The sequence below is a fragment of the Methylovulum psychrotolerans genome (assembly GCF_002923755.1).
GTDB lineage: Bacteria > Pseudomonadota > Gammaproteobacteria > Methylococcales > Methylomonadaceae > Methylovulum > Methylovulum psychrotolerans.
In genome coordinates, this window is the sequence record NZ_PGFZ01000002.1 from 207,317 (window position 1) to 219,765 (window position 12,449).

Here is a 12,449-nt window from a genome sequence, read left to right on the forward strand (position 1 = left end):
CTTATGTTAAAGTTTGAGAATGTCAGTAAGCGCTATCAGGAAACCGGCGAAGTGTTGCGTGATGTCAGTTTTCATCTGCGCCGTGGTGAACTGGCGTTTCTGACCGGGCACTCAGGCGCGGGCAAAAGTACGCTGTTGAAACTGATTGCGGTGATGGAGCGCTGCAACAAAGGCCAGATTTTCTTGGATGGCGAAAACTTAAGCCATGCCAGAGAAAAGCATATCCCCTACCTGCGCCGGAAAATGGGTTTTATCTACCAAGACTATAAGCTGCTGCAAGACCGGACGGTGTTTGATAACGTCGCCTTACCCTTGGTGATTGCCGGTTATGGGCATCAGGAAGTGGCGCGTAAAGTGAGGGCGGTGCTGGATAAGGTTGGCCTGACGGGTAAGGAGAAAAAATTTCCCCGCGCTTTGTCGGGCGGTGAGCAACAGCGGGTCGGCATTGCGCGGGCCGTAGTCAATAAGCCGCCGATGATTATCGCCGATGAGCCGACCGGTAACCTAGATCCCGACCTGTCCGCCGAAATTATGCGTCTGTTTGAAAGCTATCAGCAAATGGGCGTGACGGTGCTGATTGCCTCGCATGATATTTCGCTGATCAGCCGGATGAACCATCGGCTGTTAAAGCTCGACCATGGGCAATTGGTGGTCAGCTAAATGAACAAAAAACCTTCTAATAGGCGGCAAACACGCGAAGTTGACGCACCTAAATACCATAAGCCGACCAAAGCTGATGTCCGCCCTAATAGGGCCGCTGGAGGCGGTTTTGCCGATAAGCTCAATGCTTACCGTGACCTCCATGCCCATGCCTTATTCTCTAGCTTAGGCCGTTTGGTTGCCGAACCGTTTTCGTCGCTGATGACCATTGCGGTGTTGGCGATTACCATTTCCCTAGCCAGCGGTTTTTACCTGCTGTTAGTCAATTGCCAGCAATTGACTAACCACCTGGAAGCCAGTACGCAAATTTCTTTATTTCTTAAAGAAGAGGTGTCGGACATCCGCGCCGCGAAACTATTGGAAACGATCAAAAACAATCCTAAAGTGCAGCAAGCCACCTTAATCAGCAAAGACCGAGGCTTGGAAGAATTTAAGACTTATAGCGGTTTTGGGGCGGCTGTGTCGTCATTAAAAAGCAATCCGCTGCCGATAGTGATTGAAGTGTTGCCGAAAAATTCCCTGACCAATAAGGATGAATTGGAAATTTTGCAGCATGAATTCCAGCAAAACGAGGGGGTGGAACTGGCGCAACTGGATATGCAATGGCTGGAGCGTTTGCAGTCGATTATGGCCTTGGCCGGATGCGCGACCGCCTTATTGAATACAATGCTGATCGCCGCCGTGCTGTTCATCACCGCCAATACTATCCGTCTGGAACTGCACAGTCGCCGCGAAGAGGTCATTATCGCCAAATTGGTCGGTGCCACCCATGCCTTTATCCGCCGCCCATTTTTATATACAGGGGCTTGGATAGGCTTTATTTCCGGGGTGGCGGCGTGGTTTATCGTCACGGTGATGATGTTGGTGTTGCGTGTTCCTGTAGAAAGCTTATCTAAGCTCTATGGCGGCAATTTTCATCTGCTGTTTTTCAGTTTCGCCCAAACCCTCCAGCTTATCGCCATCGCCACCACCTTAGGGGTAATCGGTGCTTGGGCGGTGCTAATGTACCAGTTGCAGCGCACCAAACCCGAATAAGGTTTGAACTTTAAAAATTATTAGCACTCTTATTTGGAGAGTGCTAAAATTTATATCAGTTTTTACCTATCGGGAGACTATCTCTATGAGCAATGCCTTAACTTTACCCGTTAACTTATCCGTCGGTACCTTTGATGCCTATTTGAATCTGGTCAAACAGATGCCAAAACTGTCATCCGAGCAAGAGCACGATTTAGCCGTAAAATACCGTGACCACGGCGACCTAGAAGCCGCACGGCAACTGGTTATGACTAACCTGCGTTTTGTCGTCCATGTTGCCAAAGGGTATAGCGGTTATGGTTTGTCGATGCCGGATATTGTCCAAGAAGGTAATGTCGGCCTGATGAAGGCTGTCAAACGCTTTGATCCCGATATGGGCGTACGTCTGGTGTCCTTTGCCGTGCATTGGATTAAGGCGGAAATCCACGAATATGTCATTAAAAACTGGGCTATCGTCAAAATTGCCACCACCAAAGCCCAACGTAAGCTGTTCTTTAATCTGCGCAAGTCTAAAGAGGATTTGGGTTGGTTGTCCAATAACGAAGCCGAAGCCATTGCCAACGATTTGGACGTGCAGTTAAGCAGCGTCTATGAAATGGAAAAACGCTTGGGCAACCGCGACATGTCTTTCGATATCAGCGACGACGAAGGCGACGACGACAGTTATATCGCTCCCGCCAGTTACTTGCAACAGCATGGTGCCGATCCGGCGCTGTTATTGGAAAATGCCGATTGGGGCGGTCATGAGCATGATCTTCTGCACGACGCAATGGCGACCTTGGACGAGCGCAGCTTGGATATTGTCTCTAGCCGCTGGTTGGCGGACAAAAAAGCCACCTTGCATGAGTTGGCCGACCGTTATAATGTTTCCGCCGAGCGTATCCGCCAATTGGAGCAGAACGCGATGAAGAAATTGAAGGCGGCAGTCGTTTTGGCGGCTTGATAAACCTTCGCTTATTGGCGATAAAAAAGGCCTGACGGTGTTGCCGTCAGGCCTTTTTTTATGGGCTAAAGTGCAATCAAGCGGTTGCCCTGTACCTTTGCGCTGGTGAAGCGCCGGTTTAAACCGGATTCAACAAATTAAACAAGGTCTGCGCCATTTCTGCCGCTTCATGGCCGATGGTGGTCAGATAACCGCCGTCGGCTTGGGTGGTCAGGCCTTTGCTGTGTAGGCGTTGGGCGGCGGCTACGGTGGCTGGGCTGGCGCTGGAGCTGTGGACTTTAAGGCCTGCCAGGGTGGTGTCCAGATTGTAACGGGCCAACAAGTTCAGTTCGTCAATGGTGTCTTGGGTATAATTCATCGTTTATTCTCGTGTGGTGTGCCAAAACCTTTGCGGGTTTCGGCTGATATTAGGGTAGTGCTTACCCCGATGTTGCTTTTATTATTGTGAACCAATGCGCAAGTGGCGCAAGGATGGTGTACCGTACACCCTGACAGGGTTGTTTAGCAAGCACGTTTATACCACGCGGTCGGGTGGTTCGGTGCCGACAAAAAATGCCGCGATATTATTCAAGACCCTATTGCCCATCGCCACCCGCGTTTCTTCACTGGCACTGCCCAAATGCGGCAATAAGGTGACGTTATCCAGCCCCAAAAAGCCGGGGTTAAGGTTTGGCTCGCCTTCGTAAACATCCAGGCCTGCGCCGGCAATCCAGCGTTCTGTTAAGGCTTTAATCAAGGCATTGCTGTCCACTACGTCGCCACGCGCGGTGTTAATCAAGTGCGCGGACGGGCGCATCAGTTTCAGGCGTTGTTCGTTCAGCAGGTGTTTGGTGGCCGCGCCGCCGGGGCAATGCAATGATACGAAATGGGCTTCCGTTAACAATTCTTCGACGCTATGGCAGCGTACCGCTTGCAATTCTTCGACGATTGCCGGATCGGGCGTAGACGGCACATAAAAGAGGATTTTCATGCCGAAGCCGTGGTGGGCTTTACGCGCCATTGCTTGGGCGATACGGCCAAAGCCGATCAGGCCTAGGGTTTTGCCGGTGACTTTTTGCCCTACCAGTTGCGTAGGCCCCCAGCCTGTCCATTGTCCATTCAGGATGAGCCGTTCACCTTCGGCGGCGCGGCGTGCGGACATCAGCAGCAACAGCATGGCGATGTCGGCGGTGCAGTCGGTGAGGACATGGGGGGTATTGGTGACGGCGATGCCGTGTGCCTTGGCGGCGTTAATGTCGATATTGTTATAGCCCACGCCAAAGTTGCCGATGATTTGCACCCGCCGGTTTTCTACACCGATAATGTCTGCGGTAATCGGGTCGGTGACGGTGGGCAATAAGGCATCGGCGGTTTGCATGGCGAGCTTGAGTTGCTCGGCGTTCATGGGGATGTCGGATTCGTTGAGTTGCACGTCGTACAAGTCTTTAAGCTGGGTTTCGACTTCGGCGGGCCAGCGGCGGGTGACGATGATTTTGGGTTTGTTCATGGATGAGGCTCCGTATTTTTAAGGGCTTCAAGTTTGGCAAGCAAGCTTTTGACTGCATGGAAGTGTTGGGCAGCTTCGGCACGATTGATATGCAAATGAATGTCGTAGTCGGCTTTGGTGCGTTTGTTTCGGCGTTGTCGGATGAATCCGCCTAATCTTTGTCAATGGTTGTTGTCATGTCGTTCACATTTAATGAAGACTTTTTCGTGGCTTCCTAGTTGCTGGTATGCCGATTCATCTATAGGGATAGGGAGTTGCGGCAATGTCCTAGCTTAATAAAAATACCGCGTAGCATGAGCGGCTTATTAAGTTTCTAAAATCTATTTCCGTGCTGTTGGAATTATTCAGCAGGGCTTCGGCGGATTTAAAAAAGTCCTTAAATAATAAGCCAGTATCCAGATAACGCAAGGTTATTTTGATACTGGCCCAATTAAAACCCAAAAACGCTGAGCCGAGGCGCCCTCACGCCGCCTCGGATCTTAAGCTTTGTTGCGGATTTTGTAACTATTTCGCCGTCGCGCGATAATACTCAATCGCCGCCGCGACACCGCTACCGGGTTGGATGGCAAAACCGCAATCCAGCAACGCCATTTCTACGCCCGCAATTGCGCCGAGCATGGATACGTCGTTCATATCGCCGACATGGCCGATACGGAACACTTTACCCGCCAATTCGGATAGGCCTGCACCCAGCGAAATATTGTATTTGCTGAACGCGGTGCTGATGACCAGACGCGCGTCTTTGTCTTCAGGCACGACCACCGCTGTGACGGTGTTGGACTCAAAGCCTGGATGGGCGCATAAGCCTAAGCCCCACGCAGCGACTGCTTTGCGTGTGCCTTCTGCAAGGCGGAAATGGCGGGCGTAGACATTTTCCATGCCTTCTTCCAGCAACAGGTCTAAGGCTTTGCGTAAACCGTACAGGATAGGCAGGTTAGGCGTGTAAGGGGTATATCCGGCGGCGTTGTTGGTCATTTGGTCTTTTAAGTCCAAAAAGCACCGTGGGTAGGTTGAGGTTTCCACGGCTTGCAGGGCTTTTTGGCTGAATGCCAAGAACGCGCCGCCCGCAGGCAGCATAAAGCCTTTTTGTGAGCCGCTGATTGCACCGTCCACACCCCATTCGTCCATGCGGAAGTCCAAGCTGGCGATAGAGCTTACGCCGTCAACAAACAAAAAAGCGGGGTGGTTGGCTGCGTCCATCGCTTTACGCACCCCGCCAATGTCGCTGGTGACACCGGTGGCGGTTTCGTTATGGGTGGCTAACACAGCTTTAATGTCGTGGTTAGTGTCTTCTTTCAGGCGGGCTTCCAGCTTGTCTAAGGGAATGCCTTTGCCCCAAGTTTCTTGGTGGATTTCGACATCAAAGCCTAGGCGTTTCGCCATTTCCGCCCACAAGTGGCTGAATTGGCCGAAGCGGTAGATCAAGACCTTATCGCCAGGGTTTAAGGTGTTGGTCAGCGCCACTTCCCAACCTGCCGTGCCCGTGGCCGGAAAAATAAAGGCTTGTCCGGTTTCGGTGTTAAAGATTTTTTTCAAATCTTGTAATAAGGGGGTCAGCAATTTGGGGAACACCGGCGAGCGGTGGTCTTCCATGGTGACGTGCATGGCGTTCAGCACTTCGTTAGGGACGTTAGTCGGGCCTGGGATATAAAGGTGGTTACGACCAGCCATGGGGATTCCTCTTGTAAATGTAAGGTTAAGTAAGGGCGTGCCGCGCCGTACCACGGGGTAGCCGTGCGGCGCGGCAGTGCGGACAGGTGCAGGTGGTTGACTTTATTTAAAAAAATAGGCCAACTGCCAGCCCTAAGTATAAGGCCGTTGGCAGTTTTTAATAAAGTCTCAGCAAAAAAACGAGCAATGATGACATAGCCACTGCCAATCGGCAAGATTTCATTGACGATTTCTCGCGGTAACAATTGACTTTACGGTGTCTGAAAGTAGAATGGGCGATTTATTTGTTTCTGGGGTATGCCAGAATTATTTTTTTCAGGTACTGCTGGTCAGTACGTTAACACCCAAAAAGCAGGAATGTACAGATGAGTCACACTTTATATACAGCGTCAGTCCAACGGGTACAGCGCTGCGAATTGGCTGTTCCGGGTTCTAACCCCGATATGTTCGAAAAAGCGATGAAGAGTGGCGCGGATTTTATTTTTTTGGATTTGGAAGATGCGGTCGCCCCTGACGACAAGCTACGCGCCAGAAAGAACATCATCGAGGCCATTAACGATTTGGATTGGCAAGGTCATGGCGTGACCGTTTCCGTGCGCATCAATGGCCTGGATACCCAGTATATGGTGCGTGACGTAGTGGATTTGGTCGAACAGGCCGGCAGTAAGATCGACACGATTTTGATTCCGAAAGTCGGCGTTTATGCTGATGTGTACATGGTCGAAGCTATGCTCAACCAATTGGAAATGCAGCAAGGCCTGAAAAATAAAATCGGCATTGAAGCCTTGATTGAAACCGCCTTAGGTATGGCCAATGTCGAAGATATTGCCCGCCAAGGCGCGTGTGGACGTTTAGAAGCCCTGCATTTTGGCGTTGCCGATTATGCCGCCAGCAACCGCGCCCGCACGACGAATATCGGCGGCCTTAACCCTGATTATCCGGGCGACCAATGGCACGCGGCCATCAGCCGTATGACCGTGGCCTGCCGCGCTTATGGCTTGCGCCCTATTGACGGCCCCTTCGGCGATTTTAAAGACCCTGACGGTTATGTGGCGGCGGCTAAACGGGCGGCGGCTTTAGGTTGCGAAGGCAAGTGGGCTATCCATCCTTCGCAAGTGGCGTTGGCTAACGACGTGTTTACCCCGCCTGCGGCAGAAGTTGAAAAAGCCAAACGCATTTTGGTGGCTCTGCAAGAAGCGGCGGCACAAGGCAAGGGTGCGGCAGCGTTAGACGGGCGCTTGATTGATGCCGCTTCGGAACGGATGGCCAATAACGTGGTAAAAGCGGCAGAAGCGATTGCGGCGAAACAAAAATAATTATTTTGGCAGGTGACGGTAGTGGCATCTGCATTCAACTAGACATAAAGGAGATGCTGTGGATATTCATGAGTATCAAGCAAAAGAAATTTTAAGCGGTTACGGTATCAAAACCGCTGAAGGGGGCTTAGCGTATAGTCCTGAAGATGCGGTGCAACGTGCCAGAGAAATCGGCGGTCATGTTTGGGCGGTTAAGGCTCAGATCCATTCGGGCGCGCGCGGTAAGGCAGGTGGCATTAAAATCTGCAAAACGCATGATGAAGTCGAAGCTGCCGCCGAAGCTCTGTTAGGTAAACGTTTGGTCACGCATCAGACCGGCCCTGCGGGTAAGGTTTGCGCCCGTTTGTATATTGAAGCGGGTACTGATATTGCCAAAGAATTGTATTTTTGCTTTCTGGTCGACCGTAGTTCTGAGCGTATTGTGATGGTCGGCTCCGCCCAAGGCGGTATGGATATTGAAGAGTTGGCGGTGACCAATCCTGAAGCCATCACCAAAATTTATATTGAACCTGCGGTTGGCCTGCAAGATTATCAGGCGAGGGAAATGGCCTTTGCCTTAGGGTTGGATGCCGAAATCATCAGCCATGCGGTTAAAACCATCAAAGGCTGTTACCGCGCCCTGCGTGATTTGGATGCCAGTATGTTGGAGATCAACCCCTTGGTCATCACCCGCAATAATGAGTTGCTGGCTTTGGATGCGAAAATGGGCTTTGATGAGAACGCCCTGTTCCGGCAACTGAAAATCTCCGAATTGCGTGATAAGACCCAAGAAGACCCCCGCGAAACCGCTGCCGCTGACCGTGGCTTAAGCTATGTCGGCCTGGATGGCGACATCGGCTGTATGATTAACGGCGCGGGCTTGGCAATGGCGACAATGGACATGATTAAGTTGGCGGGCGGTGAGCCAGCCAATTTCTTGGACGTGGGCGGTGGCGCTTCCGCTGAACGTACCGAGAAAGCTTTCCGTTTGGTACTGGCGGATAAAAACGTCAAAGCCATGCTGGTCAATATTTTTGCGGGTATTAACCGTTGCGATTGGATTGCCGAAGGGGTGGTGCAGGCGGTCAGAAAAATTGATATGAAAGTGCCGCTGATCGTCAGATTATCCGGTACAAACGTCGAAGAAGGCCAACGGATCATTAAGGAAAGCGGCTTGCCTATCATCACCGCTGAAACGTTGGCTGAAGCGGCGGAAAAGGCCGTACAAGCGCGTAATGAAGTTGTTGCCCGTACTACAGCGGCTTAAGGAAATATTATGGCTATTTTAATTAACGAAACCACCCGCATCATCGTTCAAGGCTTTACCGGAAAAATCGGCAGTTTTCATGCCCAAGACATGCTTAACTATGGCTCGCAAGTCGTCGGTGGCGTTACCCCCGGGAAAGGCGGCCAAACCCATTTAGGTTTGCCTGTGTTTAATACGGTCAAAGAGGCCGTTCAACAAGTTGGCGCGGAAGCCAGCATCGTCTTTGTACCGCCCGCGTTTGCCGCCGATTCCATTATGGAAGCCGCTGATGCAGGCATTAAATACTGTGTGGCGATTACTGACGGTATCCCTACCCAAGACATGATGACGGTGAAAAACTTCCTGCGCCGCTTCCCGAAAGAACAGCGCATGGTGTTGACCGGTCCTAACTGTGCTGGCACCATCAGCCCAGGCCGCTCCATGCTGGGCATTATGCCGGGGCATATTTATCAGCAAGGCAATGTCGGTATTGTTGGCCGTTCAGGTACTTTAGGTTATGAGGCCGCTGACCAGCTCAAACGTTTGGGTATCGGTATTTCCACCTCAGTCGGTATCGGCGGCGACCCGATTAACGGCAGCTCGCACCGCGATATTCTGGAAATGTTTGAGGCAGACCCGGAGACTAAAGTGGTGGTGATGATCGGCGAAATCGGCGGTCCGCAAGAAGTGGAAGCCGGGTTGTGGGCGCGGGACAATATGACCAAGCCGGTTGTGGCATATATTGCCGGTTTGACCGCCCCCGAAGGCCGTCGCATGGGCCATGCCGGGGCGATTATTTCCTCGGCGGGCGAAAGCGCGGCGGAAAAAGTCGCTATGCTGAGGGAGTTGGGCGTAATTATCAGCCCGACCCCGGCGGCGATGGGCGCGACTGTGGCGGAAGTATTGGCTAAGCTGTAAAAATCGCTGGAAATAAGCCTATTGCGCTGTATGGTGCGGTAGCAGGGTGATGAAAAAGGGGTAAAACGTCTGTTTTACTCCTTTTTTTTGTCTGAATTTTGGTGGCTTGCGTTTTAAGGCATATTAAAAATCGCCAAGCCTTAAATAGTTTGTTATATATATAACAAAAAAGTTATAATAAAGACATGAATACTTTATTGTTGATTATCTCTCTTTCCACCGACAACACCGCCGGACGGATGCGGGCGTGGCGGGCTATTAAAGCGTCGGGCGCGGCGGTGTTGCGTGACGGGGTTTATCTGTTGCCGGAGCAGCTTGCGTGTCTGACGGCTTTCCAAGCGGTGCAGGCCGATGTGCAGCGCTGTGGCGGCACGGCTTATCTGCTGAAAATAGCGGCCTTGGACGAGGCGATGGATTTGCCCGCGCTCTTCCGGCGTGACGGCGATTATGCCGTGTTGTTACAGGCTATTCAGGCGGAGCGGCAGGGCGTGGCGGCGGGTTTACCCCCCGATATTTTGAAAAAAACTGCCAAGCTGCGTAAAGAGTTTACGCAATTGGCCGCGATTGATTTTTTCCCCAATGCTGCGCAACAGCAAGTCGGTGCCGCCTTAGCCGAGCTTGATAGTGCTATCCGGCGGTTGGTTGCACCTGATGAGCCTCAGCCTACCGATGCGGTGCTGGCACCGTTACGTTGCGCCGATTATCAAAACCGTTTGTGGGCGACACGTTGCCGACCGTGGGCAGACCGTTTGGCCTGTGCGTGGCTGATCCGCCGCTTTATTGACCCGCAAGCGCGGTTTGTGTGGTTGGAAACGCCGTCGGCTTGTCCGCCGGAGGCTTTGGGGTTTGATTTTGACGGCGCGGCGTTTACCCATGTCGGCTCTTACGTCAGCTTTGAGGTGTTATTAATCCGTTTTCAGCTAGAGACGGCCGCCTTGAAGCGCTTGGCGGCTCTAGTGCATTATTTGGATGTCGGCGGCGTACAGGTCGCCGAAGCTAGCGGTGTGGAATCGGTATTGAAGGGCTTGTCGGCAACGTTTAACGATGACGGGCAACTTTTGGCGGCGGCCAGCGGCGTGTTTGACGGTCTGCTGGCGGCTTTTGCAATGGCAACAGAGGAGTAAGGGGAATGGCAAAAACAAGCAGCACGGCATCCGCCGTAACAAGGCCTGCCGCCGTGTCTTTGGCAACGGCTTTTAGGTTTTGGCTAAAAATGGGCTTTATCAGTTTTGGCGGTCCGGCGGGGCAAATTGCCATTATGCACCAAGAGCTGGTGGAGAACCGCCGTTGGATTTCTGAGCGGCGGTTTTTGCATGCACTGAATTTTTGTATGTTATTGCCGGGGCCGGAAGCCCAGCAATTGGCGATTTATATCGGCTGGCTGATGCACAAAACATGGGGCGGCATTATCGCTGGGCTGCTGTTTGTTTTGCCGTCGTTGTTTATTTTAATTGCCTTATCGTGGTGTTATGTCGCCTTTGGCGATGTGCCGTGGGTGGCAGGGCTGTTTTATGGCATTAAGCCGGCGGTGACGGCTATTGTGTTGCAGGCCGCGCACCGTATCGGCTCGCGGGCGTTAAAAAACCGTGTCTTATGGGCGTTGGCGGGGTTGTCGTTTGTGGCGATTTTTGCCTTTGACGTGCCGTTTCCGGCGATTGTCGCCACGGCGGCGGTGATTGGCTATGTGGGTGGACGGTTTACGCCGGATACCTTTAAAGCGGGCGGTGGGCATGGTAAAGCCGATAAGTCTTTCGGCCCCGCCCTTATTGATGATGACACGCCCAAACTGGCGCATACGGTTTTTAAGGGTTCGCGCTTGCTGATGCTGGTGGCGGTCGGCGGCATATTGTGGCTAGTGCCGATGGCTTGGCTGACCGTGCAGTACGGCTGGGATAATGCCTTCACGCAAATGGGCTGGTTCTTCACCAAAGCGGCGTTGTTAACCTTTGGTGGTGCGTATGCGGTGCTGCCTTATGTCTATCAGGGGGCGGTGGAGCATTACCATTGGCTGATCCCGCAACAGATGATAGATGGCCTAGCCTTGGGCGAAACCACCCCAGGGCCGCTGATTATGGTGGTGACGTTTGTCGGTTTTGTCGCGGGTTGGACACAAGCCCTGTTTGGTGGCGAGGCTTTGTTTTGGGCAGGGGCGGTAGCAGCGACTGTGGTCACTTATTTCACCTTTTTACCGAGTTTTTTATTTGTGCTGGCAGGCGGGCCGCTGATTGAATCCACCCACGGTAACTTGCATTTTACCGCTCCGCTGACTGCCATTACCGCCGCTGTGGTTGGGGTGATCCTCAACTTGGCGTTATTCTTTGCGTGGCATGTGTTTTGGCCGTCGGGTTGGGCGGGGGCGTTTGATGCCGTCGCGGCGGTGGTGTCGGCTTTGGCGTTGCTGGCTTTATTACGTTATAAAATCGGCGTGATTAAGGTTATTGTTAGTGCTGGGGTGTTGGGTTTGGCGGTGACATTGGTCAAGCCTTGGGTTATGGCCTTATTGGCTACAGCAATGGCGGGAGCTTAAGATGCAGTGGATTACGCGTGAGCGGCCAAAAATAGACCGTATTGCCTGCCCGTGGCTGGTGGCACGGTTTATCGATACAGAGGCCGAGTTTTTGTATGTGCCGGCGGCGCAAGTGTTGCCGATAGCCGAAATGACAGGCGCGATACCTTACGATGTGCCGGATGTGGAATTGTCGCATGTCGGCGAATTGTGCAGCTTTGATGCGTTTTTGTTGAAGTATGGGCTTGATGATCCGGCTTTGGCGCAACTTGCTGTTATTGTCCGTGGCGCCGATACCTCGCGTTTGGACTTAAGCCCGCAATCGGCGGGGCTGTATGCGATTTCCCTAGGCTTGTCGCACACCTTTGCCGATGACCATGCGTTGCTCAAATACGGCATGGTGATGTATGACGCTTTGTATGCCTGGTGCCGGGATGGTCAGGCGGAGACGCATAATTGGCCGCCGCAGTAAGAGGGGCTAAATTTCCAGCAAATTTTGAAATGATGATGATAAGCGCGTCTTTTTCCTGAGCGGTCAGAGCTGATAAATAGGGATGGTTTTCCATGCCCATACTTTGCTTGATTTTCTATATTTTTTCAAGGGGAGGGGGCTGGGCAGTTACTTTTAAACACAATCAATTGCATGGTTTCTTAACCCGCCCCATAATCCGGTACGATCAGAAATAGAT

Annotated in this window: 13 protein-coding genes; 10 read left to right on the plus strand and 3 right to left on the minus strand. The window is 52.3% G+C overall.

Annotated features, from left to right (window positions below):
* The first annotated feature begins 3 nt into the window (after positions 1-3).
* The 3 genes from ftsE to rpoH all read left to right on the plus strand — a co-directional run bounded on the left by ftsE (position 4) and on the right by rpoH (position 2,638).
* Positions 4-660: a cell division ATP-binding protein FtsE gene (gene ftsE / locus AADEFJLK_RS06680; protein WP_088617465.1), complete on the plus strand. Its 657-nt coding sequence runs from the start codon at positions 4-6 to the stop codon at positions 658-660.
* The gene (gene ftsX, locus AADEFJLK_RS06685) at positions 661-1,695 is read left to right on the plus strand and encodes a permease-like cell division protein FtsX (protein WP_103973732.1); all 1,035 of its coding nucleotides are present in this window, start codon (positions 661-663) and stop codon (positions 1,693-1,695) included.
* Positions 1,696-1,780: 85 nt separating this feature from the next.
* Complete coding sequence (gene rpoH, locus AADEFJLK_RS06690; RefSeq protein ID WP_088617463.1) at positions 1,781-2,638, plus strand: RNA polymerase sigma factor RpoH; 858 nt, start codon at positions 1,781-1,783, stop codon at positions 2,636-2,638.
* Positions 2,639-2,756: 118 nt separating this feature from the next.
* On the opposite strand, the gene AADEFJLK_RS06695 is transcribed toward rpoH, so the two are convergent.
* Complete coding sequence (locus tag AADEFJLK_RS06695; protein WP_088620678.1) at positions 2,757-2,996, minus strand: TIGR02647 family protein; 240 nt, start codon at positions 2,994-2,996, stop codon at positions 2,757-2,759.
* 156 nt (positions 2,997-3,152) lie between these two features.
* A complete protein-coding gene (locus AADEFJLK_RS06700; RefSeq protein ID WP_103973733.1) occupies positions 3,153-4,124 on the minus strand; it encodes a 2-hydroxyacid dehydrogenase in 972 nt (323 codons plus the stop codon).
* 2 nt (positions 4,125-4,126) lie between these two features.
* On the opposite strand from AADEFJLK_RS06700, the gene AADEFJLK_RS24405 reads away from it, so the two are divergent.
* The gene (locus AADEFJLK_RS24405) at positions 4,127-4,279 is read left to right on the plus strand and encodes a hypothetical protein (protein WP_157679388.1); all 153 of its coding nucleotides are present in this window, start codon (positions 4,127-4,129) and stop codon (positions 4,277-4,279) included.
* 349 nt (positions 4,280-4,628) lie between these two features.
* Here AADEFJLK_RS24405 and AADEFJLK_RS06705 read toward each other — a convergent pair whose 3' ends face one another.
* On the minus strand, positions 4,629-5,795 hold the full coding sequence (locus AADEFJLK_RS06705) for an aminotransferase class V-fold PLP-dependent enzyme (RefSeq protein WP_103973734.1): 1,167 nt from the start codon (positions 5,793-5,795) through the stop codon (positions 4,629-4,631).
* A gap of 365 nt (positions 5,796-6,160) precedes the next feature.
* Between AADEFJLK_RS06705 and AADEFJLK_RS06710 the strand changes: the two genes are divergently transcribed.
* The 6 genes from AADEFJLK_RS06710 (at position 6,161) to AADEFJLK_RS06735 (ending at position 12,232) form a co-directional block, all read left to right on the plus strand.
* The gene (locus AADEFJLK_RS06710) at positions 6,161-7,111 is read left to right on the plus strand and encodes an HpcH/HpaI aldolase/citrate lyase family protein (RefSeq protein ID WP_103973735.1); all 951 of its coding nucleotides are present in this window, start codon (positions 6,161-6,163) and stop codon (positions 7,109-7,111) included.
* A 58-nt stretch (positions 7,112-7,169) separates the two neighbouring features.
* The gene (locus AADEFJLK_RS06715) at positions 7,170-8,357 is read left to right on the plus strand and encodes a malate--CoA ligase subunit beta (RefSeq protein WP_103973736.1); all 1,188 of its coding nucleotides are present in this window, start codon (positions 7,170-7,172) and stop codon (positions 8,355-8,357) included.
* A 9-nt stretch (positions 8,358-8,366) separates the two neighbouring features.
* Positions 8,367-9,254: a succinate--CoA ligase subunit alpha gene (gene sucD, locus AADEFJLK_RS06720; protein ID WP_088620683.1), complete on the plus strand. Its 888-nt coding sequence runs from the start codon at positions 8,367-8,369 to the stop codon at positions 9,252-9,254.
* Between the two features lie 185 nt (positions 9,255-9,439).
* The gene (locus AADEFJLK_RS06725; protein WP_103973737.1) at positions 9,440-10,378 is read left to right on the plus strand and encodes a chromate resistance protein ChrB domain-containing protein; all 939 of its coding nucleotides are present in this window, start codon (positions 9,440-9,442) and stop codon (positions 10,376-10,378) included.
* Positions 10,379-10,383: 5 nt separating this feature from the next.
* Positions 10,384-11,781, plus strand: coding sequence for a chromate efflux transporter (gene chrA / locus AADEFJLK_RS06730; protein WP_103973738.1), 1,398 nt, complete (start codon positions 10,384-10,386; stop codon positions 11,779-11,781).
* Between the two features lies 1 nt (position 11,782).
* Positions 11,783-12,232, plus strand: a complete 450-nt coding sequence (locus AADEFJLK_RS06735) for a chromate resistance protein ChrB domain-containing protein (protein WP_103973739.1) — start codon at positions 11,783-11,785, stop codon at positions 12,230-12,232.
* Positions 12,233-12,449: the final 217 nt, after the last annotated feature.